The organism is Polaromonas sp. YR568 (genome assembly GCF_943369675.1).
GTDB lineage: Bacteria > Pseudomonadota > Gammaproteobacteria > Burkholderiales > Burkholderiaceae_C > Polaromonas.
Map to the genome: position 1 here is coordinate 1 of NZ_CALROB020000065.1, position 25631 is coordinate 25631.

Genomic DNA, 25631 nt, shown 5'->3' on the forward strand with positions numbered 1-25631 from the left:
TGAAGTCCAGCGCCAATGCCAGGCATTTGATGCCGAAAACTCCGCCCGTATCGCCGACATCAACCGCATAAACCACGAGGCCGTTGCTCGCATGGAGCGAGCCGAGTCCCTGCAGACCCGGCAGGAAGGGGCGCTGGCGCAGCTTGCGCCGTATGCCGACGGCGAGATCATCGGCGACGGTCGTTCCGACTTCACGCGCGACACGGCCTCTTATTTTTTTGGCGCCGGAGGGCAAAAATTCGCCCTGCTCGACGTACCCGGCATCGAGGGTGATGAAGGCAAGGTTAGCGACCAGATATGGAATGCCGTGCGTAAGTCGCATGCCGTTTTCTACATCACCGCCAAGGCGGCCACTCCGCAGAAAGGCGATCCCGGAAAGCCGGGCACCCTGGAAAAGATCAAGGCACATCTGGACGACCAGACAGAGGTTTGGGCGATCTTCAACAAGCGAGTCACCAACCCCATGCAACTGGGGAGGCCATCGCTGGTCAGTGAAGACGAAGAAGCCAGCCTCGGCGTTCTCGACAATCAGATGCGCGCGCAATTGGGCGAGAACTATCAGTCGCATATTTCTCTGAGCGCGCAGCCCGCCTTTCTCGGCGTAGCTGACTGCCTTGTTCCGGGCTCTTCCGACGAAAAAAACCGCGGCAAATTCCTGGAAAAAATGTCAGCGGAGCAGATTCTCGTCAAAACCGGGTTGGACTCCTTCCGGAGCTTGCTCACCGGTGAATTCATCAAGGACTACAAGCGCAAGATCCGACAGGCAAATTTCAACAAGGCGGGAAAACTGATTCGCGACACCGTCGATCAGCTTTCGGCAATGCAGCGCGGGAAGCTCGAGCCCTTGCAGGTCAAGCTGCAAAAAGACGCCGAATTTGCGCGCGACCAAATCACGATCAAGCTGGCAAGTTTAAAAAATGGCCTGGACTCCCTGGTCCAGCAGGAGGTCGATCGCTTCACCAAAGACGTGCGCCGCAACATCTACACCCGCATCGACCGCAACCTCGACAACGACGGGTTCAAGCAGGCTTTCTCCGATGAGATTACGGCAGGGCAGGCGTCCATGGCGGCGACGCTGCCGGCCCGCCTCGGCGGCGCGGTCAGCAACTTCGAAAAAGAGATCCAGGAAGTGGTCGAGCGTTTCCAGAAGTTCGCCGAGGAATTGCTGGCGCTCAACGGGAAGATCAACATCCATGGTTTGAAGGAGCCGATCGCGCTGAAAATCAGGATCGACAACGGCATCAAGCTGGGAGGCCTGGTCGGCGCCGTGCTGGCCGCTGCTGCCCTGATTTCCAACCCCGGCGGCTGGATTGTCGGGACCATCGCGGCCGTCGGCCTCCTGTTCACTATGGGCAAGGCGGTCTGGGACTTTTTCGATGATGACTATCAGAAGGCGCAACAGCGTAGTGCCGTCGGCGCCAACCTGCATAAAGTGGCCTCCAGCATACGCGGGTCGGTGCTCAAAAGCGTGCATGAAAGCTTCGAACTCGTGGCGGCCCAGGTCCGCGAAGTCAACAACGCACTGACCGGACCGGCCGATCAACTGGAAGTCATCGGCAAGGCGCTCCGCACATCCACCGCCGAACTCGCCCTTCTCTCCAAAGAAATCTCCAATACAGGCACCAACACATGAACAACACCCTGAATGCCTTCCAGGCACGCCGGTCCCGTAACCTCCAGCTGCTGCAAAAGCTCTCTGACTTCCTGCAGCAGGGCGAAGATGCCGGGGTCAGCATCGACGCCAACCTCAAGGCCAAGCTCCAGGGCGCGATCGGCGACGTCACCGGCGGCAAACTGAAGATCGCCCTGGTGGGTGGCTTCTCTGAAGGCAAGACCTCGTTGGCCGCGGCTTGGATGGAACGCCTTGATCGTTCGAGCATGAACATCAGCCAACAGGAATCCTCCAACGAGGTCAAGGTCTACGAGGTCGGGGATGACATGGTTCTCATCGACACCCCCGGCCTGTTCGGTTTCAAGGAGCAATTCAACGCGCAGGCTGGCGCCATGGAGAAATACAAGGACACCACCCGTAAGTACGTGAGTGAAGCGCACTTGCTGCTTTACGTCATGAACTCCACCAACCCCATCAAGGAAAGCCACCAGGACGATCTGACCTGGTTGTTCCGGACGCTCAAGCTGCTGCCGCGCACCGTGTTTGTGCTAAGCCGCTTCGACGAAGTCGCTGACGTCGAGGACGAACAGGAATATGAAAACAACCTGGCCATCAAGCGCGAGAACGTAACCTCACGGCTCAGGGACCTTATCGGGTTGACGGATGAGGAAAAAAATGACCTTACCGTCGTTGCCGTCGCGCCCGATCCGTTCGATCTGGGCACCGAACACTGGCTGGCCTACCCGGAAAAATTCAGGGCACTCTCGCACATCGTCAACCTGCAGAGCGCAACCGCCCTGAAGATTGACAGTAATGGAGGGGCCGCGATGGTAGTTGAGGATGCCCGGCAATCCATCATCCGCGACGTGCTGGCCAAGGAAATGCCCGTCGCCATTGCCAATGACGAACAGATCGGCCGCGAACTTGAAAAACTGGAGATCATGAGCACTCGCCTTACCCGGCAACTGGGCCTAAGCAGCGAGCGGATCGGCCAGGTGCGCGGCTCCCTGCGCGATTTCGCCGTCCAATATTTCACCGACCTCATTCTTCAGGCGAAGGGGCTGAGCCAGGAAACCTTCCTCGACTTCTTCGAGCGTGAAATCGGCAGTGACGGCATTGTGCTCAACACCCGTCTACAAAGCGAGTTCGAGCGCCAGTTGCGCGCACCAACGCTAGACCTGGGAAAAATGACCGTCGAGTTTGATGCCGAGATCATCCACTACAACAATACTGTCACCTCGCTAGGCAAACAGGGCGTCAACTTCGTGCTCAAAAACAAGCTCATTACCAATATCAATGTGCTTGCCGCGCGGGACGGCATCGTTGCCGCCGGCAAGCTGGTGGGCCTGGAGTTGGGCGAGAAGCTCAGGTTCAAGCCGTGGGGCGCCCACAAAACAGCCGACGGCCTCAAGGGCGCTCTGGCTGTGCTCGGGCTGGCGCTGGAAGTCTGGGACTCCTGGGAGCAGAGCCAACGCGAGAAAGCCTTCCGCGCAGCGCTGGAGAAGATGGTCATGAACTTCAATGACCAGCGTGCCGAACTACTGAAGCTCGTCGACGGACCTGACTTCGCCAGCAGCTTCTTCGGCGAATACTCAGCGCTTCAAAAAAGTATCCAGGAACTGGAGCACACGGTAACAGACCGCCAAGCCAAACGCCTGCAGTTCCGTGCCTGGCGAGAGCGCGGCGAGGTGATCGACGCCGAGTTCACCGTGGTGGCTGGCTAAGGTCGTATAGGTACAGCGCTACAAATCGCTCCAAGGTCCACCAATGGCTTTTTTCCTGACACCGTACCTCACGGAGTACGACGAGACCCTCTCGGCCGATACATATATCGATCCCATTGGCACGCTCATTATCTGGTCGACTTTCGGCCGGCAGGTTTTCAAAAACCGTGTCAATTCCATCTCAAACGACGTTCGGAACTACACGCTCAACCTTTTTCACCACTTCCTGGTTCGGAAGCTGGTTGCCGATGACGCCGTGCAGTTGAGCAGTTCGCTACAGCAAAAATACGGCAATAAGGATGCCCTCGCGTTCAAGCAAGCGTGCCTGATCCTGCTCGAGAATCTCTTCGTCTATTCAGTACTCCGTCACGAGAACCTGAAAGATGTAAAAACTGCGGGCGTGCTGGGAATTTCGAAAGCCCGCCGCCGCTGGGATCAGGACGAAGGTGATCCGGTTATTGTGTTTACCCACGAAACCGCCGGACAAATTTTGGTCCGCCAACTGGGCCTCGGTGTCAGCGGCCGGTACAAGACGCCGTTGGTGGAAATTGGTTTCTTTGACAGCGGCTATCAATACTTCCGGCCCGCATTTCAATCGCGCTGGTCCGATGCGGCAGCTTTCGTGACAGGCAACAGCAATGATGTGCTGGCCAAGATTGAACGGGAGGCCTATGCCTTCCTGAAGGCGCAACTCCCGAAATTGCGCCACAAGGGTGCACTGCGTTTCAGAATCGACGTTCCCGAAAAACTCACCAAGGCGTACGCGCTGGCGTTCAGCTCACCAGCTGCGGTGGGAGCCTATGCGCGGCAGTTCTGGCTCCGCCAGACCGAGCTGGACAGTGGCGCCGCGGGTGCTCTCATGAAGGTCCTGGAGGCTGAAAGCGGGGAGGCTCTCAGTTCAAGACGCGTGGTGGAGAAGGCGTTAAAGGAGGACCTGCAACCCCTGGAAAAGGCCAAGCTTGATCACATCATCAAGGTGGAACCGTTCCTGTCGGATTGCGCGCTTCTCTTCACCCTGATGACCCGTGAGCGCAAACAGTCCGTTGGCGCCGTCGCGGTCTTGTGGGAGAGCTTTGGGCGGGACGGCAACCGCCTTCCGGGCCTGGCACAGGAGCTCACGGCCATAATCAACCTGCCCGCACTGAGAGGGAGCGAAGCCGGCCGCCGGTTTTCCAGGCTCCAGCAGGTGGCGAAAGCAGGAGACTTCGAAAGCCAAGTGCGCGCACTGGTGAAGTACCACAGCGATGTCATGCAGGCGCGCGGCCAACCGGTCTGGCTGTCAATCGACAACGGCGGCAGTATTACGGTGCATTCGCGCACCGCGACCCTTGTCGAGCCCGGTACCCGGCGGCCGGGTGCCTGGTATAACGACTACTACGTGCCGCAGTTCAGGAGTCTCGTGAAAGGCTTGCAAGGGGTCGGAACGTGAAGCTTCTTCAGGAATTACAAAGGCAGGTGGAAGGGATGGACACCTTACGCCGTGTGTGGCTGACCAGCTTCACGACGGACATCGAGTTCGTTGAGACTTACGTTCTTCCCGTCACCCTGGGTGCGAACACGCCGCGCAGCCGGCTCGAATATGAGCAACTTCAACAGGAACTGACCGCGAAGGAGATTGATTTCCGGGTCTTCTGTGATCCTCGTTTTGTCGATGCCCATCGCATCAAAAGAACCTGCATACCTGTGCACGCCATCCGGCCTCAGCGCGCATCCAAACAGTTTTCGGAGGCGAGTCTGTTTCACGCCAAGGTTATCTACCTGGAAGACTGCAACGGCAAGCGCGTAATCGGTGCCGGCAGTGCCAACCTGACCGTCTCCGGCTGGGGGCGCAATCTGGAGACCTTCCAGTTCTTCGAAGTTACGAGCTTCGAAAACTACCGCGAAATCCGCGCCTTTTTCGAGAAGCTGTGCGAAGCGGCGGATATTCCTTGCACCTTGGCCGCGCGGGGGAAGTTTCCCTTTGCCAAGGAGCACTGGCACTTCGTCCATAGCTACCAGAAGATGGCTTTCCCCGAACAGTTGCTGTCGGGCGCAAGCGACGTCGACCTTGCTGTCTGGTCTCCCTATCTGCCGCGCGACCTGGCTGGTTTCATCGACAGGCTGCATATCGCCTCTACCGCGCAGAATCTTCGCGTACAGCTGGTGGCGGACCGTGTCGCCGGCAAGTACTTACGCACGGAATGGAGCGATGCGCTGTCACGGCTGAAGGCCAGCGGTCGCATCGCCTTCTACGACAATCCTGCTTATCGCCACCCCAGCACCGAGATGTGCCATGCCAAGCTCTGGAAAGTGACAGGCAAGCTGGCGCTCGGGTCGTGGAACTTTACTGGCCCCGGCTCAAACAGCCTGCAGGACGCACAAGGCAAATGGAGCACCGACAACAACGTCGAAGCAGGTTTCATCATTTCCGACAGTCATAGCTGGCGCGGCGCTTGCGGAGTATTGCTTGATTTGGGCGCGGAACACTGCGCGTCACCGGAGCTGCTTGATCAGGAAAGTCTCGTGGTCAAGCCGTTGCCACCGTTCGACCTGCACGTTAGTTTCGATTGGCGCGCGCAGACCTACAAGTTCCAGGGCAAATGGCTTAACGATCGCCCGAGGAACGATTTTCAAATGCGCCTTCCCGGCATCGCCTCCCTCGTGCCGCTTACCTGGAACGCTCGCCGCGAGCCGGTCGCACCCGACCCTCACACAGTAGACGACAGGGCTCTGCTACTTGACCGGGTATTCAAAGTTTTTCAGAGCGAAGAGTTAGTGCAGAGCGGTATTGTTAGCGAATTGAACGCAAGTTCTCGCCGCGCGCAGCATTTCGCGTCCCTGGCAGACCTGCTCGAAGCCCTGATCCAGGGTGACGACGTAAAGGGTATGGAGGAGTTGCCATTCCGTATCCGGCTGGACACGGACAGCTTCGCGGACGAGGAGCGTATGGAAACAGGGGATGCACCGGCTGAGCCGACCGCCGATGAGGCCTTACAGGCGCCTATCGGGTATTTCAGGCTTTTTCAATCCATTCGCGCTTACGAGCAGAAGCTGTCGGGGATAGAGAAGCTTGCGGACCTCGAGCACCACGTATTCAGCTGGCCAGGGTGCCTGCTCGAACTTGTCGGGAAAGCCCGTGAAGAACTCGCCAAGCCTGGCCGTGATGTCTTTCAATGGTTCCTCGGCCACGAGGTGCGATGGCTGTGCGAGCGCGCACAGTCGCGACGGCGCAAGTTGGCGTACGGTGCGAAGGCCCGTGAGCCTGGTTACGAGCCCGTGCCGGAGGCCCGCTGGCTGACCCTGGTTCTGCCGCCCGGCGTGCCGCCTCAAGGTGTCACTGCCGAGTACCTGGCGCATGTCGAAATGCAGTGGGTGAAGCATGGCTAATGATTGGGGAGGGCTGCGGCCCGAGCAGGTCTCGCAATGGATTAATTTCGAGCAAAACAACCCCGGATGGCACTATGTGCCCGGAGCGCCTGCCGGCATGGCATCGCGGCAGGCAGAGGGTGTGGCGTACCTCTGGAACCTCCTGTCCAGGCATCGTGTGGCCCTGTTGGCGGACGAAGTCGGGACGGGCAAGACTTTCCAGGCGCTGGGCGTCGCATCGCTGCTCTGGAAGACGAAACCGTCCGCCAGAGTGCTGGTGATGGCGCCCAATCGCGACATCTGCCGCCACTGGCAGCTTGAGCTGGCCGCGTTTGTCCGTCTCCATTACCGCGAAGAAGATGGTCGTGTGAAAGTAAAGGACGAAGTGGTACCGCCCGTAGGTGCGTATTACTCCTTGCCGGAATTGACGGAGGCCATCGAAAACCGCTCGAACCAAATTCGCCCCGTACAGTTCTACGTCACAAGCACCCACTCGTTGAGCGGCTTGGTGCACGGCGAGCACAAGGGAAACAAACTGGAGGCGGCGAAAAAAGCAGCCGCGGGCTTCCATCAGCGGATCATGAATTCCCTCGAGGGCCGGGGATTCGATCTGGTAATCGTCGACGAGGCGCACTACTTTCGGAATCCGGAAGGCGGGTCGCAGCGCGCGGCGGCAGCAGGCGCATTCTTCGGCCCGCTGGAGGGCCGCATAGGTCAGCGCTCGTTGCTGCTGACGGCGACGCCCAGCCACAGCCAGTTAGGCGACGTGGCGAACATCCTTGGCTTCTTCGTGGGAAGCCATAAAGAGCTGCGCAACCACACACCGGAGGAGCTGATGCGCAAATATGCCCTGCGGCGCTTCCGGATCATGGCGGGGACCGGCTTCACCAAGCACCAGTACCGAGCCGAGCTGGCCACGCCGTGCGGATTTGCAGGCCAGCCTGATGCCGAAATGTTCTTCGCGCTCTACCAGCGCCGGCTCGTCCACGAGCTCAACGCAAAGCAGGAGAAGCGACGGATGCTCTATGGCTTTCTTGAGGGGTTCGAATCGGCCGGAGAGGAGGACCTTGCGCCCATCGCGCAGGACGGGGCAGCGGAATCGCCGGATGAAGACGGGGCGAAGGATTTCCACAAGGCCAGCGACACGGATCTGCTGAGAGGCTTGAGCCGGGATTTTCGCCTCCTCTTCCAGCGTGCGCCGGAGCATCCAAAATACGGTCGCGTGGTTGAACAGTGCACACCGCGCGATCTGTTCGCCATGCGGATGGATCGACCGCTGCACGAGGAAAAACATCTCATATTCGTGCGCCGGATTCCCTCCGTTCGCGAGCTCACCAAGCGGGTGAATGAACACTATGACCGCTTGCTCGCAAAGGAGCTTTGCGACGCCTGGGGCATGTCTGGCGAGGTATTCGCCCAATGGGAACGCCAACGGTGGTCACGCGAGGGATTCAGGGCGTTCACGGAGTCACAGGCCACGTCGGAGAATATGGACGAAGACAGCAGTGAGGATGAACCCGGCAACGACAAAGAGACGGAATCCGATACGCCCGACACCCCCGACGCGTACCTGGGCTCGAAGATCGCCGACCTGTTCGTGACCAAAAAACTTCCCAAAGACAAGATTGGACCACTGCCGACGGACGCTTCCCGCTTCAGCCTGAGCCTGCGCAGGAGCACGAGCCTGCACGCGATGTTCATGGAGCCGGCCTCCGACTACATGGCGGCCGGCTACGCGTGGCACTACGAGTATGTACAAGGCGGCAAGCCGCGGGCGGACTATATCAAGGCGGCGCAGAGACAGCGCATGGCCGGGCACATGGTTTTTAAGGACGGCGACAAGCAGCTCGTTCCCCAGGACGCCACATCACGCGGCTACGGTGACGGTCCGATCGAAACCCTATGGTCGCTGGTGTTCCCCCATCTGGGCGAAGCTCGCCAGCTCATTTTGCGGAAATGGGCTGCAGACCGGCCGGACATCGCCGAGAACTTCAGCCACTATCTCAAAGCGGGTTTTTTGTTCGCAAGCCCGGTGATCGTGGAGCTTTATGGATGGCAGACGCGTTTCGATCGAACACCGCTGGGTAAGTCGCAGTCAGGCGTGCAGCAACGTTACAGAGCATTCTTCAACTACGCTCGTGAACGCATAGTTGAATCTTTGCTATTGCGTTATTTCGTTTCGGCCCTGGATACATTCGAACAACTGTGCGACAAGATCGTGGACCATAAGGCGGGTGACTGGAAAAAAGGCTGGCGCACTTTGACCACGCTTTCCAGCCCCGCCTGGTATGCAAGCGGAGAGTCAAGCCATCGCCAGCACCTCATACTGGGATTCAACAGTCCGTTCTATCCCAACACATTGGTGGCCACGTCTGTGTTCCAGGAAGGGGTTAACCTCCACTTGAACTGTCGTAAGGTGCACCACTACGGCATCGCCTGGACGCCGGGCGAAAACGAGCAGAGAGTTGGGCGGATCGACCGCCTGTTCGGAAAGGTGAATCGATTATTGAATGACAACCCCCCCGGCACGGTCACCCTCGACATCAACTATCCCTATCTCCAGAGCAGCTTTGATGAGGACCAGGTCGGCTCTTTCATCGAGCGGAAGCACGCGGTCGAGGAAAAGATGGACCGGTGCATACAGGGAAGTTTCGATAGGGAGATCCGACTGACCCGCGGCGGGTGGAAGGTGTTCCTGCGTCAACCCGTTGCGGAAATCACCTTGGAGGACCCGTACCCGGCCCGGTTCGAAAGCGAGGATGTGCCCAAACGCAGATATTCGCTTGACTGTTGAAATCCGTCGAGACGTGATCCGCGAAGGCGCTACCCTGCTGCTTCTAAAAGCAGGGGGAATGGAGGAGTGATACATGGCAATACAATGCCAATAGCAAGTAGTGACGCTAGTTATGGCTTTTGAACTGATTTCGACACATGCTCCTCAAGGGCTTCTGTCGTATCTTCCAGCTTGCTTGCTGTTTCTTTCAGCTTTTCCTTCACTTGTTTTGTGCGCTCGACGGCTACCTTGGTGTCTTTGGACGGATTGGCCTTTACGGTCTCCGTAGCCAAGACAGCATGAGCCACGGCAAGTTCGTCTGCCGCATGCCGAATCTCTTCCACCACTTCCTTGTTTTCTTCGACCACATCTTCCAGTGGCGGCGGTGAGCTTGGCTTGGTTTTTCCTGTATTCATACTCACGATTTTGCGCCAATAGTGGTATTTGCACACTGTCTGTAAAAAATCATTTCAAGTGTCGGCATTGGCCTACAAATCAGCGTGGCCGCATCACGCCAAATCAATGCAGACTATTTCATTAACGCCAAGAACGATCAAGTGTGTGGATCTGCCTCAAAGTGCGCCGCTGTTTCCGCGATTTTGTTGCCTCGATTCCCAGCCAGGTGGCCAGCTTCTCGGCGTAGGGATCGAGCTTGCTTGAACTGACCCGCCGCGGGTACTTGGGCTCGGTCTCTTCCGATCGCAGGTGCTTCTTCACTGTGTTGCGAGCCAGGCCTGTACGCCTGGAGATCTCGCGGATGGACATCTGATCCCTCAATGCCCAACGTCTGATGACATTCAATGTCGCCACGTCTATCACTCCTAATTTCTCCCTGCTTTTAAAACAAGCAGGGTAGTGCCTACGTGGGTCAGATTTGGATGGAAATTACTGCGATAAGTGGATCAGATTTCGACGGAATTCAACACCGAGGGAATCAAGTTCATCAAACCATGCATTTCTCAACGAGCTTGGTAGGGCACTCCCGCACCAGGGGCAGTAGTTAATCAGTTGAAGGCTCGTTCCATCATCGGCGTATCTGATCCCGAACTCTCTAAATTTCGGGTCAAAGTGAAGATGCAAGTCTCCGCCTTCAATGTGATTTTTTAGCTCCGTGCAGCAATCTATCCGCATGGAAATCAGTGCCCGCTTTTGTTCCGTCAAAATTAGTTCGGACGGTGACCGAACAACACGCTTGAGATGTCTTGTCGCAGAGTCGACGGAAAAGCTACAACTAATTGGTGACTATTAGACTCCGTCGAAGCATCATCAACGCTTGCAGCCCAATCTTCAATCGCCGACTGAAGAGTTTCTAAGTAAATGCGGCAATCTGATGCATTTTCGGACAACGGTAAATCCTGGTGCAGGATCACGATCTTCTTTTCCTGTATCCACCCAAAGTCACGCAAACAATCAAAAAACGCATCCCAGTTTGACCCGAAATACTCAGGGAATTTCCCCGCACTTTCGAATGCAGCGAACAAGCTCGCTTTGAATTGGATACCTTCTGGAACCTTCAGTACAAAGCTGCCTGCAGGGTTGCGGTAGGTCAATGGGTCTATGAACTCAAAAGCAATGTTCATCATGCTCCTCTTCATTTAGGAATGGGAATGAACGTGCCGTAGTGGTCCGGACTGTAATACGCCTCGCCTCCTTGTCCCGTCACAACTCGTTGCGCCCCTGGCCCAGAAGAACCCGGCGTCGGATGCACGTACTCCCGGTAATAGCCCGCTGGCTTAATAGGCAACAACTGCTCTTTATTGCCAAAGACTGATCCATCATTTCGATGCGGATAGGACTGACCCGCATTGATGCGGGCCATGGTATTCATCACTTCGGGAGGGCAGACGGGATTCTTCAGCACTGACTTATTCCCTGCCCCAATGAATGGAGGTGGAAACGGTATTGGCTTAAATGCGCCACCCGCCGACTTTATGCCTCCGCCCCCGCCACTGTTACCGGCGGTGGGAATCGGCGCTATTGTTTGTGGTTTTAACTTTGAGTTGGGATCGTCTTTCGTGAGCCCATCTGGGTCCACATAGTTCAATGGATCGGCGTCTACATAGCCGTACTGATTTATTCCGCCTTCAAGGCCAATGGGGTCTGCCTGCATAAAGCGCGCAATGGCATTGCCGCCCAATCCCAGCAGCCCTATCACCAACACACTTGCTTTGATTAATTTATAAATCCTCATACGAACTTCCTCCCTTAGTTGCGTTTTACTTTTCTCACTGTTTGCAGATACCTTGTATCCGCTTCTGCGTTGGGCTCTCTCCATCCAAGCTCTTCGGCTTTTTGAAACCAAGCATGATTATTTCGGCTCAGCTCTTCGAATCGTGATCTGTCTGCCGCTGGAATGTCTTTGGGGGCAGGGTACTTTTCAAGAAAGTCCCTCTTCAAAATCAGGTAATAAGCATAACCTTTGTTCAGCATCGCATCGACGTTTTTGGGGTAGTGTTCCAGGGCCAAATCAGATAAAGCAATGATTCGCTCAGGATTACCTTGGAGTTTGTAGTGCTCCACAAGCGGGTCCATCAAGACGGTCACGACAGACTCCTTCTTGCTTAAGGGGCGCATGTAGATCCCGCTCTTTAATGCTTTTGGCGTCATAGGTGTATCGCGCTGGTAGCTCTCGTCAGTCTTTTGGTTGCCGCCAGATGTGGTTTCGAGGTTGTAAGAGCGGCCCGCCTCATCACGGTATTTCACAAAGAAGTGACCTGGCGCTTCGGCGAAGGTTGCATCCAGTCCTAACTTTTGTGCCAGCAGGACAAACAACGTTGGCATCGAGACGCAGTTGCCTCTTTTTGTGGTGAGGTAGGTGGGCAGTAGCTTGCTGCTGACTTTTCGTCCCAACGGATCGTCCAGGTCGTATTGGAAGGGTTGCCTGTTGTTCCAGCTGCCCGCGTCGTACAGGTATGAGCGAAGCATGGAGGCCGTTTTAAAGCTGGGAGCATTGGCCCCGGCCGACGCCTTGACGGAGGCAGCCATCGCATCGAGCTTTTGAAGAGTTGCTTCGACGTCTACGCTGGGGTCAACCATGCGGTCGATGGTTAGCTTGACCCTCGCCAAGTCAATCTCTGCCTCTGGCTTCTGCAGAATGGCGCGTAGCGTCTGGACCTCGGGGTCGACTCGTTGCGCGTGAGCGGGACTATGACTCACCGACGCCAGTAACAGGCCAGCCCACATACCCGTAACAAGTGACAAGCGAGGATGTCGCATGTGCAGTTCAGATAGGAGAGAGGAGTGCCATGGTTTCTGACGATGCTATCGGGTGTGTTTGGTCGTAGCGCAACCCAGTAGGTTACTACCCAACCCAATGAGCACGAATGTGCAAATTACCCAGAAAAAGAAAAAGCCTCCACAAGGGAGGCCTCTTAATGCGGAAAACCAACTGTCACCAGAAGTGACCTCAGCAATCACCGGTAAGTGACCACTATCGTTATTTTCCGCCTGAATTGGTGCCGGAGAGATGAATCGAACACCCGACCTTCTCATTACGAATGAGCTGCTCTACCGACTGAGCTACACCGGCGTTTTAGGAATACAGCCCGAGATTATAGCCCGGAGTGGTAGGAAGTTACCCGTTCGACCTCATTTTTGGAGCCGAGCATCACGCTGACGCGTTCGTGCAGCTTGGTGGGCTGCAAATCCAGGATGCGCTGTTTGCCGTTGGTGGCGGCGCCGCCGGCCTGTTCGATGAGCCAGCTCATGGGGTTGGCCTCGTACATCAGGCGCAGCTTGCCGGCCTTTTCGGGCTCGCGTTTGTCCCAGGGGTACATGAAGACGCCGCCGCGGGTCAGGATGCGGTGCACGTCGGCCACCATGGAGGCGATCCAGCGCATGTTGAAGTCCTTGCCGCGCGGGCCTTCCTTGCCCTGCAGGCATTCGTCGATGTAGCGCTTGACGGGCGCGTCCCAGTGCCGCATGTTGCTCATGTTGATGGCGAACTCTTTGGTGTCCTCGGGAATCCTGACGTTTTCCTCGGTCAGCACGAAGGAGCCCTGCTCGCGGTCCAGCGTGAACATGGCCACGCCGTCGCCCACCGTCAGCACCAGGGTGGTTTGCGGGCCGTAGACGCAGTAGCCGGCCGCGACCTGCTTGTTGCCGGCCTGCAGGAAGTCTTTTTCTTCGACGCCGGCATGGCCTTCGGGCTTTTTGAGCACGCTGAAGATGGTGCCTATGCTGACGTTGACGTCGATGTTGCTGGAGCCGTCGAGGGGGTCGAACAGCAGCAGGTATTCACCCTGGGGGTAGCGGTTGGGCACCACGTAGATGCTGTCCATTTCTTCCGAGGCCATGGCCGCCAGGTGGCCGCCCCATTCATTGGCCTCGATCAGCACCTCGTTGGCGATGATGTCGAGTTTTTTCTGCACTTCGCCCTGCACGTTCTCGCTGCCGGCAGTGCCCAGCACGCCGCCCAGCGCGCCTTTGTTGACGGCCTGGCTGATGCTTTTGCAGGCGCGGGCCACCACTTCGAGCAGCAGGCGCAGCTGCGACGGGATGTGGCCGTCCATGCGCTGCTGCTCCACCAGGTAGCGGGTCAGGGAGATTTTTTGGGACATGGGGAGTTCCGTTCGATGAAAGGTTGGATCGGTTGGGCGGCGATATTGTTGTCGGGTATGGCCGGGCGAGGTGATCAGCGGGGCTTGCCTTGCGGTTTGCGCTCTTCAAATTCGGCCAGCGTGGCCTGGGCGCTCTCCAGCAGGTACTCGTCGTCCGCGGCGCGCGCAATGTCCACGCGTTGCTGGAAGAAGGCGCGTGCTTCGGCAGTCCGACGTGTTTCGTGCGCGAGCACCCCGAGCTGGAACAAGGCGTCGAGCACGATGTCGGTGTCCTCCAGGGCCTTGCCCAGCGCCAGGCGCTGTTGCATCCAGGTTTTTGCCTCGGCATGTTTGCCCAGTTGGTGGGCATTTTGCGCCAGGTTGTTGATGACGCCGGACATGCGCCTGTCCGTGCCGAAGCCAAAGGCGGCTTGCGCATCGGTGAACAGTTGCCGGTTGTGCGCCAGCGCTTCGGCGAAGCGGCCGGCCTCGTGCAGGGCGTAGCCGATTTCTTCGCGCAGACCCAGCTTCTGCTCGACGCTCAGCGTGACGCCTTCGTGCGCGGCCCAGTGGGCCGACTGCTGAAGGTGTTCGATGGCGGTGTCGTATTCCTTGGCATCCAGGGCCGACTCACCGATGGCGTAGTGTTGTTCATAACGCCCGGTGGGGGTCAGATTGCCCTTGGCGGCGCGCATGGCCAGGGCGCGCAGCCCCAGAGGCAGGCCTTCGGTGTCCTGCTGGCGTTTTCGGAACACCACGAACTGCAGCCACAGCAGGTCGGCCATTTCGTCGGAGTCGGCTCCCACGGCTTCGGCCAGGGGCTGCAGAGCGGCCAGGTCGGCCGACATGCGTGAACCTTTGAACCTGGCGCTGGTGTCGTGCACGGTGTCGCGCAACCGGTTGAATTTCTTCGCAAACCGCTGTGCGGGGGTACCGAATGAGAAGAGTGCCATGGCGGTGTCGTCCTCGTTCAGTCGGCCAATGCGCGGGTGACCACTTCATGCGTGTCTTTGCTCAGGTCTGTCTTGGCCGCAACGCGGGCAATCGCCTCGCGCGCCGCGCTGCGGTAGGGCTCAGCCAGCTTGCTCCAGCGGTCCAGCGCGCGCGCCAGGCGTGCGGCGACCTGCGGGTTGATGGCGTCGAGTTCCATCACGCGGTCGCTCCAGAACACATAACCGGCGGCGTCGGCGCGGTGGAAGCCGGCGGGGTTGCCCTGGCAAAAGGTGCTGACCACGCTGCGCGCGCGGTTCGGGTTGCGCAGGCTGAAGTCGGTGTGCTTCATGAGTTGCTTCACGGCGGGCAGGATGTTGCCGCCGCGGTCCGGCGCGCCGGCCTGCAGGCCGAACCATTTGTCGATGACCAGGGCTTCGTCCTTGAACATGGCGTGGAACAGCGGCAGCGCCTCGGCCGCAAGGGCATGGCCGCTGGAGACCAGCGCGGCCAGCGCGTTGAAGCGGTCGGTCATGTTGCCGGCGTCCTTGAAGCGCTGCAGGGTTTTCTGCGGCCACGTTGCGTCACCGCTGGTTTGTGCGGCCAGGCACAGGTGCGTGAGCGCCAGCCCGGCCAGCGCGCGCCGGCCCGAGGAGACGGCGTCGGGCGTGTAGGCGCCGGTGTCGTGGTTGGCCTGGTAGGCGGCCTCCCAGTCCGCCGCCAGCGCTGTGGCCAGCTGCAGGCGCATGGCTTCGCGCACCGCGTGGATGCGCTGCGGGTCGACCACGGCCAGCTGCTCGGCCAGGTAGGTTTCGGACGGCAGCGTCAGCACCAGTTCCTTGAAGGCCGAGTCCAGCGTGGGGTGGCGCAGCACCTGGCGCATGGCGTCCAGGTAGGCGTCATCCAGCACGGCGGCGGGTGTGGAAACTGCCGTGATGGCGGCGATGGCGCGGTTCACGGCCAGGCGCTGGCCGGCTTCCCAGCGGTTGAAGGGGTCGCTGTCGTGCTCCAGCAGGTGCAGCAGCTGCGCGTCGGTGTAGCTGAAGTCCAGCACCACGGGGGCGGTGAAGCCGCGCAGGATGGAGGGCACGGGTTCGGCATCGATGTTGGTGAAGGTCAGTGTCTCGCTGGCCTGCGTGAGCACCACGGTGCGCGTGCTGGCGGGCGGCTGGCTTTCACCGGCCAGTTGCAGCGGCAGGTCTTGCCCGTCCGCGCCCAGCAGGCCCAGGCCGACCGGGATCACAAACGGCTGCTTGACCGGCTGGCCCACGGTGGGCGCGCAGCTTTGTTCCAGCGTCAGCGTGTAGGTGCGCGCAGCAGCGTCGTAGCTGCCTTGGGCATGCACGCGCGGCGTGCCGGCCTGGCTGTACCAGCGCTTGAACTGGGGCAGGAGGCGCGCCAGGTCCGACATGGGGTTGGCGTCGGCAATCGCCTGCGCGAAATCGTCGCAGGTTACGGCATGGCCGTCGTGGCGCTCGAAGTACAGCGTCATGCCGCGGGCAAAACCGTCGCGCCCCAAAGGATCGGACTCTGCATTGCTGCAGAGGGTTTGCATCATGCGCACGACCTCGGCGCCTTTTTCGTAAATGGTGACGGTGTAGAAGTTGCTGATCTCGACATAGCTGTCGGGCCGCACCGGATGCGCCATGGGGCCGGCGTCTTCGGGGAACTGGGCGGTGCGCAGCACGCGCACGTCCTCGATGCGCTTGACGGCGCGGGCCGAGGCTTCGCCGCACAGGTCTTGTGAAAACTCCTGGTCGCGGAACACCGTGAGGCCTTCTTTGAGGCTCAGCTGGAACCAGTCGCGGCAGGTGACGCGGTTGCCCGTCCAGTTGTGGAAGTACTCGTGGCCGACCACACTTTCGATGTTGGAAAAATCCACGTCGGTGGCAGTGGCCTGGTTGGCCAGCACATACTTGGTGTTGAAAATGTTCAGGCCCTTGTTTTCCATGGCGCCCATGTTGAAGTCGCTGGTGGCGACGATCATGAAGCGTTCCAGGTCCAGCGGCAGGCCGAAGCGGGCTTCGTCCCAGGCGACCGAATGCATCAGCGAGGTCATCGCGTGCTCGGTCTTGTCGAGGTCGCCGGGGCGCACGTAGACCTGCAGCGTGTGTTCCTTGCCGGCGCGCGAGGTGATGCGCTGCTCGCGGCTGACCAGCTGGCCGGCCACCAGGGCGAACAGGTAGCTGGGCTTTTTGTGCGGGTCCACCCACTTGGCGAAATGCCGCGCGCCGTTGGGGCCGGGCTCCAGCGGGCCGTGGTCCACCAGGTTGCCGTTGGACAGCAGCACCGGGTACTGGGCCTTGTCGGCGCGCAGGGTCACGGTGTAGCTGGCCATCACGTCGGGGCGGTCCAGGAAGTAGGTGATGCGGCGGAAACCCTCGGCCTCGCACTGCGTGAAGAAGGAGTCGTTGCTGACGTACAGGCCCATCAGCTTGGTGTTCTTGGCCGGGCAGGTGGTGGTGAAGATTTCCAGGTCGAAGGGCTCGGTGCCTTCGGGCAGGTTTTCCAGCACCAGCTGGTTGCCGTCCATCTTGAAGGAGGTGCCCTGGCCGTTGACCAGCACGCGCGAGAGGTTGAGTTCCTCGCCGTCCAGCTTGAGCGGCAGCGCCGGCACGTCGGGGTTGCGGCGCAGGCGCATCTTGTTGAGCACGCGCGTCTTCGCCGGGTCCAGGTCGAAGCACAGGTCGACGGTGTCTATCCAGTAGGCCGGGGCGATGTAGTCGGCGCGGTTGATGACCACCGAGGGCCCCTGTCCTGATCCACGGTCATCGAGCATTTGCAACATGGCTACTTCCTCACAATCAAAACAGTCTGAAAAACGCTAAAAATCCCATCCACTCCGGCGCGGCCGTCATGGCCGCCCGGCATCAAACGCCCTGCTTCAGCGAGGCCTCGATAAAGACGTCCAGGTCCCCGTCCAGCACCTTCTGCGTGGCCGAGACCTCGACGTTGGTGCGCAGGTCCTTGATGCGGCTGTTGTCCAGCACGTAGCTGCGAATCTGGTGGCCCCAGCCCACGTCGGTCTTGGTGTCTTCCAGCTTTTGCTGGGCTTCCTGCTGCTTGCGCAGCTCGAAGTCATAGAGCCGCGAGCGCAGGCGCTTCCAGGCCACGTCGCGGTTGCTGTGCTGGCTGCGGCCGTCCTGGCACTGCACGACGATGCCGGTCGGGATGTGCGTCAGGCGCACGGCCGAGTCGGTCTTGTTGATGTGCTGGCCGCCGGCGCCGCTGGCGCGGAAGGTGTCGGTGCGCACGTCGGCCGGGTTGATCTCGATCTCGATGGAGTCGTCGATCTCGGGGTAGACGAAGACCGAGGCGAAGGAGGTGTGGCGCCCGCCCGACGAATCGAAGGGCGACTTGCGCACCAGGCGGTGCACGCCGGTTTCGGTGCGCAACAGGCCGAAGGCGTATTCGCCCTCGATCTTGATGGTCGCGCCCTTGATGCCGGCGGTGTCGCCCGGGGATTCGTCTTCGACGGTGGTCTTGAAGCCCTTGCGCTCGGCGTACTTGAGGTATTGGCGCAGCAGCATGCTGGCCCAGTCGCAGGCCTCGGTGCCGCCGGCGCCGGCCTGGATGTCCAGGAAGCAGGGGAGGGGGTCGGCCGGGTTGTTGAACATCCGGCGGAATTCCATTTTTTCGACTTCGGCGGCGATCTTGGCGGCCTCGGCTTCAATCGTCACCATGCCGGCTTCGTCGCCTTCGGCCCTGGACATCTCGAAGAGTTCGGTGTTGTCGGAGAGCTCGGACGTCAGGCGGTCGATGACGTGGACCACGTCTTCCAGCGATTTCTTTTCGCGGCCCAGTTCCTGCGCGCGCTTGGGGTTGTCCCAGACCTTCGGGTCTTCCAGCGCGGCGTTGACTTCGTTCAGTTTTCGTTCTTTGGCAGGGTAGTCAAAGATACCCCCGAAGCTCGTTGACCCGGTTGCTCAGGTCCACGAGCTGGTTGCTGATGAGGTTGATGCGTTCTGCGTCCATGAGAATGTCCTGTGAGGCTGTCGGTGTAGGGGGAGCGCCATGAAGGCGCTTAACCGGCTATTTTCTCACGAGCGGGACGTCGGGGCGGCAAAAAGGCAATACGGCCCATGGAGCTGCCCGGGAACCGGTTCTCAGGCCCCGGCTTCACCCGGCGGCGACATCGGCAGGGTCACGGTAAACGTCGAGCCCAGGCCCGGCTCGCTTTGCACGCCGATACGGCCGCCGTGCGCCTCCACCAGCTGCTGCGTGATGAACAGGCCCAGCCCCAGGCCGCCGGTGCCGTCGTTGCCGGCGGCGCGCTCGAACTGCTCGAAGATGCGCCGCTGGTCTTCCTCGGAAATACCCATGCCCTGGTCGCTGACTTCAATGCGCACCCCGCCTTCGGCCGGGGCCGCGCTGACGGTGACCGGCTTGCCCTTGCCGTAGCGCAGGGCGTTGGTCAGCAGGTTGATGACCACCTGCTCGATGCGGAACTCGTCCCAGGTGCCGGTGATGGCGGGGCCGGCCTCCAGCGTGATGCTGCTGCCCGCCGAGGCCGCCTGGTTGGCCAGGTTGCCGACCACGCGCTGCAGCAGGGCGGGCAGGTCGACCTCGCTGGGGCGTATCGACAGCCGGTTGCTGCGGATGCGCGAGACGTCCAGCATGTCGTCGATGAGGCGCACCATGCTCTGGATCTGCCGCTGGTCGCGCGCCACCATCTTCTGCAGGTAGGCCGCGTCGAAGATCGCGGTGTTGCCGCGGTCCAGCTGCATCTTGCGCAGCTGCGCCTCCAGGAACAGCGTGTTCAGCGGCGTGCGCAGCTCGTGCGCCACCATGGACATGAAGTCGTCGCGCATGCGCACGGCGTTCTGCAGCTCGCCCTGGGCGGCCCGCAGTTCTTTCAGCAGTGCTTCCTGCTCCTGCCGGCTTTTTTCCAGCGCCTGGACCTGGCGGCGCACTTCCTGGCGCTGGCGGTAAAGCTCGACGAAGACGTTGACCTTGCCCCTGACCGCGTCCACGTCGAGCGGCTTGTAGAGGAAGTCGACGGCGCCGGTTTCATAGCCTTTGAAGGCGTAGTTGAGTTCCTTGCCCGCGGCGGTCACGAAGACGATGGGAATGCCGCGGGTTTTTTCGGTGCCGCGCATCAGTTCGGCCAGCTCGAAGCCGTTCATGCCCGGCATCTGCACGTCCAGGATGGCCAGCGCGAATTCGTGCTGCAGCAGCAGCGCCAGCGCGTCGTCGCCGTTGGATGCCTGGAAGACGACGCGGTCGTCCTGCCGTATCAGCGCCTCGAGCGCCAGCAGGTTCTCGGGCAGGTCGTCAACGATCAGGACTTTGGCGCGGTGGTCGCTCATGGCAGGGTATCCAGTTGGAGAAGCAGGCGGCGTATGCCGTCCAGGGGAAGCACGAGGCTGGGTTGCAACAGGGCGATGGCGGCTTCGGGCATGGTGGCGACCTGGGCTTCGGCCGGGTCCTGCACGACGGTGAGGCCGCCGCGTTCGCTGATCCGGGCCAGGCCCGCCGCGCCGTCGAAGTTGGCGCCGGTCAGCAGGATGCCGGCCAGGCGCGGGCCGTAGGCGTCGGCCGCCGACTCCATCAGCAGGTCTATGGAGGGGCGCGAGTAGTGCACCGGCGCCTCGCAACTCAGCGAGAAGCTTTTGTCGTTTTCGATCGACAGGTGGTAGCCGGCGCCGGCAAAGTACAGCGTGCCGGGTGCGATGCCTTCCTTGTCGGCGGCTTCATGCACCTGGATCGCCAGGCGCTGGCGGAAGATGTCGGCCAGCAGGCTGTCGCGTGTCTCGGGCAGGTGCAGGATGACGACGATGGGCAGGCGGTAACCGTCGGGCAGGCCGGTCAGCAACTGCAGCAGCGCATCGACCCCGCCGGCCGACGCGCCTATCACCACCACGTCCACCTTGTGGCGCGGGAAGCCGGATGCGGCGACAGGAGCGGCTGCGGGCGTCGTCATTTTTTGCGGAAGATGCGTTCGCCGCGGTCCAGCGCGTCGAAGTGGTTGGCATAGGCGGAAAAGTCGATGCTCTCCTTGCTGCCCAGGCCCAGGATGCCGCGGTGGCTCAGGGACTCGTGGAACAGGCCCAGCGCGCGGTTCTGCAGCTGCTTGTTGAAGTAGATCAGCACGTTGCGGCACAGCACCAGCTGCGTTTCCGAAAACACGCTGTCCGTCGCCAGGCTGTGGTCGGCGAAGGTGATGTTCTCGCGCAGCGACTTGTCGAAGACGGCGGCGTTGTAGGCGGCCGTGTAGTAGTCGGAAAACGCGCGCTTGCCGCCGGCCTTCTGGTAGTTCTTGGTGTGGCCGCGTATGTTCTCGAGCGGGAAAATCCCCTGGCGCGCCTTGTCCAGCGACTCGGGGTTGATGTCGGTCGCATAAATCAGCGCGCGATCCAGCAGGCCTTCCTCGCGCAGCAGGATCGCCAGCGAATACACCTCTTCACCGGTGCTGCAGCCGGCGATCCAGACCTTGATCGACGCGTAGGTGGCCAGGCGCGGCACCACCTGCTCGCGCAGCGCGAGGAAAAACGTCGGGTCGCGGAACATCTCGCTGACGGGAATGGTCAGGTACTGCAGCAACTGGTGGAACATCGTCGGGTCGTGCAGCACGCGCGCCTGCAGCTCCGAGATGGTCGGGCAGTCGAGCTGGCTCAGCGCATGCAGCACGCGGCGCTTTTGCGAGGCGCCTGCGTAGTCGCGGAAGTCGTAGCTGTAGCGCAGGTAGATCGCCTCCATCAGCAGGCGCAACTCGATGTCGGTGCTGCTGGGCCCGTCCGGCATGGCGGCGGCCAGCGCGGCCGAGCTGCGGATCACCGGCGCAGGAGAACCCGCACCGTCGCCCGCGGCGTCACTCGCCTTGTCCACCTTGTCGTTGCTCATGCTCAAAGTCGTTCCAGGTTGGGCATCCAGACGCGCAACAACGAGAACAGCCGGTCCAGGTCGATGGGCTTGGCCAGGTAGTCGTTGGTGCCGGCCTGCAGGCACTGCTCCTGGTCGTCCTTCATGGCCTTGGCCGTGACGGCGATGATGGGCAGCTTCTGGAAGCGCGGGTTCCGGCGGATGCGGCGCGTGGCTTCCAGGCCGTCCATGCCCGGCATCATCACGTCCATCAGCACCAGATCGATGTCGGCCACTTCCTCGAGCTTGCGGATGGCTTCCAGGCCGTTGCGGCCGATTTCCACCTGCACGCCTTTTTGCTCCAGCGCGCTGGTGAGCGCGAAGATGTTGCGCACGTCGTCGTCCACCAGCAGTATCTTGCGGCCTTCAAACACTCGGTCGCGGCTGCGCGCGGTCTTGAGCATGGTGCGGCGCTCGGCCGAGAGTTCGGACTCGACCTTGTGCAGGAACAGCGTGACTTCGTCGAGCAGGCGCTCCGGCGAGCGCGCGCCCTTGATGATGATGGAGCGCGAGTATTTCAGCAGCTCCGCCTCTTCATCGCGCGTCAGGTTGCGGCCGGTGTAGACGATCACCGGCGGGAAGGAGGTGATGTCTTCGCTCGACATGCGCTTGAGCAGCTCCGCGCCCTGGATGTCGGGCAGCTTCAGGTCGATGATCATGCAGTCGAAGATGGTGGTGGCCAGCAGCGCGAGGGCTTCGGCGCCGGTTTCCACCGCCGTGATTTCCACGTCGTCGTCGCTGATCAGGTGCGTCACGCTGTCGCGCTGCATCGCGTCGTCTTCCACCAGCAGCACGCGCTTGACCTTCTGCGTGAGCTTGTCTTCGAGCTTCCTGAAAACTTCCCTGAGCTGCTCGCGCGTGGTGGGTTTGATCGCATAGCCGATGGCGCCCATCTGCAGGGCGGCTTCGCTGCGGTCCTGCCCCGACACCACGTGCACGGGAATGTGGCGGGTCTGCGCGCTTTCCTTCAGGCGCTGCAGCACCATCAGGCCCGAGCCGTCGGGCAGGCCCATGTCCAGCAGGATGGCGTGCGGCACGAACTGGCTGGCCAGCGCGAAGCCGTCTTCGGCGCTGTGCGCGACCAGGCAGCTGTAGTTGAGCTCATGCGCCAGGTCGTAAAGGATTTGCGCGAAGGCCGAGTCGTCCTCGATCACCAGCACCAGGCGGGCCTTGAAGGGGGTGTGGCGGTCGTCGGCAAAGCCCGGTATTGCAGGCTGCCTGGCCTTGGCCGGCGCCACGGACGGGGCCGGGGCCGGCGCGGGAGCGAAGGCCGGTGCGGCTACCGGCATGTCTTGCGGCTGGTCCCAGCGGCCGGGCAGCAGCAGCGTGAAGGTGCTGCCCTGGCCTTCGCTGCTGGTGACGCTGATCGAGCCGCCCAGCAGCGCGGCCAGGTCGCGCGAGATCGACAGGCCCAGGCCGGTGCCGCCGTAGCGCCGGCTGGTGGTGCCGTCGGCCTGGCGGAAGGCGTCAAAAATAATCGCCTGCTGGTCTTCGCGTATGCCTATGCCCGAGTCCTGCACGGCGAAGGCGACGTAGCCGCCGGCTTGCGGCGACACGCTCAGGCGCACGGCGCCCGCCTCGGTGAACTTGACGGCGTTGGACAGCAGGTTCTTGAGGATCTGCTCGACGCGCTGGCGGTCGGTGAAGAGTGCCGCCGGCGTGGCCGGGTCCACCGTGACCTCGAAGGCCAGCTGTTTCTGGCCGGCCAGCGGCTCGAAGGTGTTTTTGAGCGACTCGGCCAGCTTGCCGACCTGGACGTCCTCGGGCGAGAGTTCCAGCTTGCCGGCCTCCACCTTGGAGATGTCCAGGATGTCGTTGATGAGGTTCAGCAGGTCGTTGCCTGCCGAATAGATGGAGCGGGCGAACTTGATCTGCTCTTCGCTCAGGTTGCCCTTGGGGTTGTCCGCCAGCAGCTTGGACAGGATCAGCGAGCTGTTGAGCGGCGTGCGCAGCTCGTGCGACATGTTGGCCAGGAACTCGGACTTGTAGCGGCTGGCGCGCGTGAGTTCTTCGGCACGCAGCTCGAGCTGCGTCTGCGCCAGGCTCAGGGCCTCGTTTTTCTGGTCCAGCGACACCGCCTGTTCGCCGAGCTGCACATTGGTCTGCTCGAGTTCGGCCTGCTGGTTTTCCAGGTTGGCCTGCGACTCCTTGAGCACGCGCGACTGTTCCTCGAGCTCCTCGTTGGCGGTGCGCAGCTCTTCCTGCTGCACCTGCAGCTCTTCATTGAGCTGCTGGGTTTCGGCCAGCAGGTCCTGCAGGCGCTGGCGGTACAGCGCGCTGTGGATGGAGGTGCCTATGCTGCCGCCTATCAGCTTGACGAACTCGATGTCGCGCGGGCCGAGTTCGCGCAGGAAGCCGAGTTCGATGACGCCATTGACCAGGCCCTCATGCGCCACCGGCACGATCAGCACGTGCCGCGGCGCGGCCTCGCCCAGGCCCGAGCTGACCTTGAGGTAGCCGGCCGGCAGGTCGTCCAGCTGCAGCACGCGGTTTTCAAGCGCCGCCTGGGCCACCAGGCTTTCATTGCCGGCGAAAGCCTGCCCGGCTTCGTCGGCCTGCTTGCTGAAGCCGTAACCCGCGATGCGGCGCAGGCCGCCGTTGTCTTCGCGCAGGTAGGCGGCGCCGACCTCAAAGCGCAGGTACTGCGCGAGGAAATCCAGCACGCTGCGGCCCAGGCCGCCCAGCACCTGCTGGCCGATCATGTGTTCGGCGAGCTGCGTCTGCCCGGTGCGCAGCCAGCCCTGCTCCTGCAGCACGGCGGCGTCGGCGGCCTGCTGGCGCAATGCCACGGTGTAGGTGTCGGACAGGCGCACCAGCTCGCGCCGGCCGAAGAAGGCCAGCAGGCCGCTGACGCCCAGCGTGAAGACGAGGTAGAGCAGCACGCTCCACAGCGTGATGGTCTTGGCATCCGAATTGCGGTCCTGCAGCAGCCGCCTTTCCATCGCGACGAAGGACTGGAACTCGCGGCGCATCTCGTCGGTGATGGCCTTGCCGCGGCCCGCGCGGATGACGTCCTGGTAGTTGCCTTGCTGGCGGCGCAGGTCGATGGCGTTTTGCCCGAATTCGTTCCACTGGGCTTGCAGCGCGGCGATACGGCGCAGGCGGTCTACCTGCTGGGGGTTGTCGCCCACCAGCGTCGACAGCGCCGCGATTTCACTGCCGATGCGCGACTTGGCGATGTCGTAGGGCTGCAGGAAGCTTTCCTCGCCCGTGATCAGGTAACCGCGCATGCCGGTTTCCATGTCGATGCTGAGCTTGCTGATCTCGTTGGCGTTGCCGATGACCCGTTCGGTGTGCTCTACCCAGTTCAGGGACGAAAGCAGGAAAAAGATCAGGCCGACGAACAGCGCGGCGCTGAGCGCGCCCATGCCCAGGGGCAGGGTGATGTTGCGCGTCAGGATGCTGCGAAATTTGTCCTGGTCTATGCTGGCTGTCCCGGTCATGCTCTCTCCGCGCGTTACATCGCAAAAAGCGTCAAGTTTGCCCCAGGCCGGCTGATTTCCTTGTAGGCGAAAGCCTCAGCTTGCGAAGTTTTCGATCAGCCCGGCCAGCGCTTCGGGCTGGTCGTGGTGCAGCATGTGGCCGGCATCCTGCACCACGGCGACACGCGCGTCGGGCACTTGTTTGAGCCGCTCGTGGTACTCGGCAAGTGAGTACTTGCCCTGCCACCAGGTGGCCAGGGAGTCGTCCGACGCCTCGACGGCCAGCACCGGGGCACTGATCTGGCGGTAGATCGCCAGCGCCTCATCGACGCGGTAAAGCTGGGCGCTGGTGATCTTGTGCGCGGCTTCGCCGAGGATCTGCCATTTGCCCGCCGCGTCCGGCCGCGCCCAGTGCTGCGCCAGCCA

19 protein-coding genes, 1 tRNA gene and 1 pseudogene are annotated in these 25631 nt (G+C 61.1%); 5 read left to right on the forward strand and 16 right to left on the reverse strand.

Translation table 11 applies throughout. The features are described 5' to 3' along the window. From ACLV8F_RS23240 to ACLV8F_RS23260, 5 genes are all read left to right on the forward strand, one after another. Window positions 1–1633, forward strand: a 1633-nt coding sequence (locus ACLV8F_RS23240; protein WP_411886564.1) for a hypothetical protein, incomplete at its 5' end; no start/stop codon positions are given. After that, entirely contained in the window at window positions 1630–3336 is a 1707-nt protein-coding gene (locus ACLV8F_RS23245; RefSeq protein ID WP_411886565.1) for a LeoA/HP0731 family dynamin-like GTPase, read from the forward strand. The genes ACLV8F_RS23240 and ACLV8F_RS23245, both read left to right, overlap by 4 nt. 43 nt (window positions 3337–3379) lie before the next feature. After that, a complete protein-coding gene (locus ACLV8F_RS23250; protein WP_411886566.1) occupies window positions 3380–4765 on the forward strand; it encodes a hypothetical protein in 1386 nt (461 codons plus the stop codon). Continuing rightward, window positions 4762–6702: a phospholipase D family protein gene (locus ACLV8F_RS23255; protein ID WP_411886567.1), complete on the forward strand. Its 1941-nt coding sequence runs from the start codon at window positions 4762–4764 to the stop codon at window positions 6700–6702. The genes ACLV8F_RS23250 and ACLV8F_RS23255 overlap by 4 nt, the downstream gene beginning before the upstream one ends. Further along, entirely contained in the window at window positions 6695–9475 is a 2781-nt protein-coding gene (locus tag ACLV8F_RS23260) for an SNF2-related protein (protein WP_411886568.1), read from the forward strand. Before ACLV8F_RS23255 ends, ACLV8F_RS23260 begins: the two co-directional genes overlap by 8 nt. A gap of 110 nt (window positions 9476–9585) precedes the next feature. Here the strand turns inward: ACLV8F_RS23260 and ACLV8F_RS23265 are convergent, their stop codons facing one another. The 16 genes and pseudogenes from ACLV8F_RS23265 to ACLV8F_RS23340 all read right to left on the reverse strand — a co-directional run. Further along, window positions 9586–9870 carry a hypothetical protein gene (locus tag ACLV8F_RS23265; protein ID WP_411886569.1) on the reverse strand — a complete coding sequence of 95 codons (285 nt, stop codon included), beginning with the start codon at window positions 9868–9870 and terminating at the stop codon, window positions 9586–9588. 145 nt (window positions 9871–10015) lie between these two features. After that, window positions 10016–10273, reverse strand: a pseudogene (locus ACLV8F_RS23270) (IS21 family transposase); the annotation flags it as partial. Between the two features lie 66 nt (window positions 10274–10339). Continuing rightward, on the reverse strand, window positions 10340–10585 hold the full coding sequence (locus ACLV8F_RS23275; RefSeq protein WP_411886581.1) for a DUF6980 family protein: 246 nt from the start codon (window positions 10583–10585) through the stop codon (window positions 10340–10342). A gap of 32 nt (window positions 10586–10617) precedes the next feature. After that, the gene (locus ACLV8F_RS23280; protein ID WP_411886570.1) at window positions 10618–11034 is read right to left on the reverse strand and encodes a barstar family protein; all 417 of its coding nucleotides are present in this window, start codon (window positions 11032–11034) and stop codon (window positions 10618–10620) included. 11 nt (window positions 11035–11045) lie between these two features. Further along, entirely contained in the window at window positions 11046–11645 is a 600-nt protein-coding gene (locus ACLV8F_RS23285) for a ribonuclease domain-containing protein (protein ID WP_411886571.1), read from the reverse strand. 14 nt (window positions 11646–11659) lie between these two features. Continuing rightward, window positions 11660–12670, reverse strand: coding sequence for a transglutaminase family protein (locus ACLV8F_RS23290; RefSeq protein WP_411886572.1), 1011 nt, complete (start codon window positions 12668–12670; stop codon window positions 11660–11662). A 237-nt stretch (window positions 12671–12907) separates the two neighbouring features. Beyond that, window positions 12908–12983: transfer RNA gene (locus ACLV8F_RS23295), tRNA-Thr, on the reverse strand. A gap of 22 nt (window positions 12984–13005) precedes the next feature. Then, window positions 13006–14013, reverse strand: coding sequence for a class 1 fructose-bisphosphatase (locus ACLV8F_RS23300; RefSeq protein ID WP_411886573.1), 1008 nt, complete (start codon window positions 14011–14013; stop codon window positions 13006–13008). A gap of 74 nt (window positions 14014–14087) precedes the next feature. After that, complete coding sequence (locus ACLV8F_RS23305; protein WP_411886574.1) at window positions 14088–14945, reverse strand: tetratricopeptide repeat protein; 858 nt, start codon at window positions 14943–14945, stop codon at window positions 14088–14090. Window positions 14946–14962: 17 nt separating this feature from the next. Beyond that, on the reverse strand, window positions 14963–17710 hold the full coding sequence (gene pepN, locus ACLV8F_RS23310) for an aminopeptidase N (protein WP_411886575.1): 2748 nt from the start codon (window positions 17708–17710) through the stop codon (window positions 14963–14965). Between the two features lie 82 nt (window positions 17711–17792). Then, window positions 17793–18897, reverse strand: a protein-coding gene (gene prfB, locus ACLV8F_RS23315) for a peptide chain release factor 2 (protein WP_411886576.1) whose coding sequence is annotated in 2 segments (ribosomal slippage) — window positions 17793–18815 and window positions 18817–18897 — 1104 coding nt in all. Because the reading frame shifts where the segments join, the coding sequence is not laid out codon by codon here. A gap of 131 nt (window positions 18898–19028) precedes the next feature. Continuing rightward, complete coding sequence (locus ACLV8F_RS23320; RefSeq protein WP_411886577.1) at window positions 19029–20231, reverse strand: ATP-binding protein; 1203 nt, start codon at window positions 20229–20231, stop codon at window positions 19029–19031. Then, the gene (locus tag ACLV8F_RS23325) at window positions 20228–20845 is read right to left on the reverse strand and encodes a chemotaxis protein CheB (RefSeq protein WP_411886578.1); all 618 of its coding nucleotides are present in this window, start codon (window positions 20843–20845) and stop codon (window positions 20228–20230) included. Before ACLV8F_RS23325 ends, ACLV8F_RS23320 begins: the two co-directional genes overlap by 4 nt. After that, a complete protein-coding gene (locus ACLV8F_RS23330; RefSeq protein WP_411886582.1) occupies window positions 20842–21666 on the reverse strand; it encodes a CheR family methyltransferase in 825 nt (274 codons plus the stop codon). The genes ACLV8F_RS23325 and ACLV8F_RS23330 overlap by 4 nt, the downstream gene beginning before the upstream one ends. A gap of 101 nt (window positions 21667–21767) precedes the next feature. Then, window positions 21768–25226 carry a response regulator gene (locus ACLV8F_RS23335; RefSeq protein ID WP_411886579.1) on the reverse strand — a complete coding sequence of 1153 codons (3459 nt, stop codon included), beginning with the start codon at window positions 25224–25226 and terminating at the stop codon, window positions 21768–21770. Between the two features lie 75 nt (window positions 25227–25301). Further along, window positions 25302–25631, reverse strand: a 330-nt coding sequence (locus ACLV8F_RS23340) for an alpha/beta fold hydrolase (RefSeq protein WP_411886580.1), incomplete at its 5' end; no start/stop codon positions are given.

What these genes read in the sequence shown, in the direction of transcription:
- ACLV8F_RS23245 (WP_411886565.1), top strand. Translation starts at nt 1,630, where the DNA reads ATGAACAACACCCTGAATGCCTTCCAGGCACGCCGGTCCCGTAACCTC.
- ACLV8F_RS23250 (WP_411886566.1), top strand. Translation starts at nt 3,380, where the DNA reads ATGGCTTTTTTCCTGACACCGTACCTCACGGAGTACGACGAGACCCTC.
- ACLV8F_RS23260 (WP_411886568.1), top strand. Translation starts at nt 6,695, where the DNA reads ATGGCTAATGATTGGGGAGGGCTGCGGCCCGAGCAGGTCTCGCAATGG.
- ACLV8F_RS23265 (WP_411886569.1), bottom strand. Translation starts at nt 9,870, where the DNA reads ATGAATACAGGAAAAACCAAGCCAAGCTCACCGCCGCCACTGGAAGAT.
- ACLV8F_RS23275 (WP_411886581.1), bottom strand. Translation starts at nt 10,585, where the DNA reads ATGCGGATAGATTGCTGCACGGAGCTAAAAAATCACATTGAAGGCGGA.
- ACLV8F_RS23280 (WP_411886570.1), bottom strand. Translation starts at nt 11,034, where the DNA reads ATGAACATTGCTTTTGAGTTCATAGACCCATTGACCTACCGCAACCCT.
- ACLV8F_RS23285 (WP_411886571.1), bottom strand. Translation starts at nt 11,645, where the DNA reads ATGAGGATTTATAAATTAATCAAAGCAAGTGTGTTGGTGATAGGGCTG.
- ACLV8F_RS23290 (WP_411886572.1), bottom strand. Translation starts at nt 12,670, where the DNA reads ATGCGACATCCTCGCTTGTCACTTGTTACGGGTATGTGGGCTGGCCTG.
- ACLV8F_RS23300 (WP_411886573.1), bottom strand. Translation starts at nt 14,013, where the DNA reads ATGTCCCAAAAAATCTCCCTGACCCGCTACCTGGTGGAGCAGCAGCGC.
- ACLV8F_RS23305 (WP_411886574.1), bottom strand. Translation starts at nt 14,945, where the DNA reads ATGGCACTCTTCTCATTCGGTACCCCCGCACAGCGGTTTGCGAAGAAA.
- pepN (WP_411886575.1), bottom strand. Translation starts at nt 17,710, where the DNA reads ATGTTGCAAATGCTCGATGACCGTGGATCAGGACAGGGGCCCTCGGTG.
- ACLV8F_RS23320 (WP_411886577.1), bottom strand. Translation starts at nt 20,231, where the DNA reads ATGAGCGACCACCGCGCCAAAGTCCTGATCGTTGACGACCTGCCCGAG.
- ACLV8F_RS23325 (WP_411886578.1), bottom strand. Translation starts at nt 20,845, where the DNA reads ATGACGACGCCCGCAGCCGCTCCTGTCGCCGCATCCGGCTTCCCGCGC.
- ACLV8F_RS23330 (WP_411886582.1), bottom strand. Translation starts at nt 21,666, where the DNA reads ATGCCGGACGGGCCCAGCAGCACCGACATCGAGTTGCGCCTGCTGATG.
- ACLV8F_RS23335 (WP_411886579.1), bottom strand. Translation starts at nt 25,226, where the DNA reads ATGACCGGGACAGCCAGCATAGACCAGGACAAATTTCGCAGCATCCTG.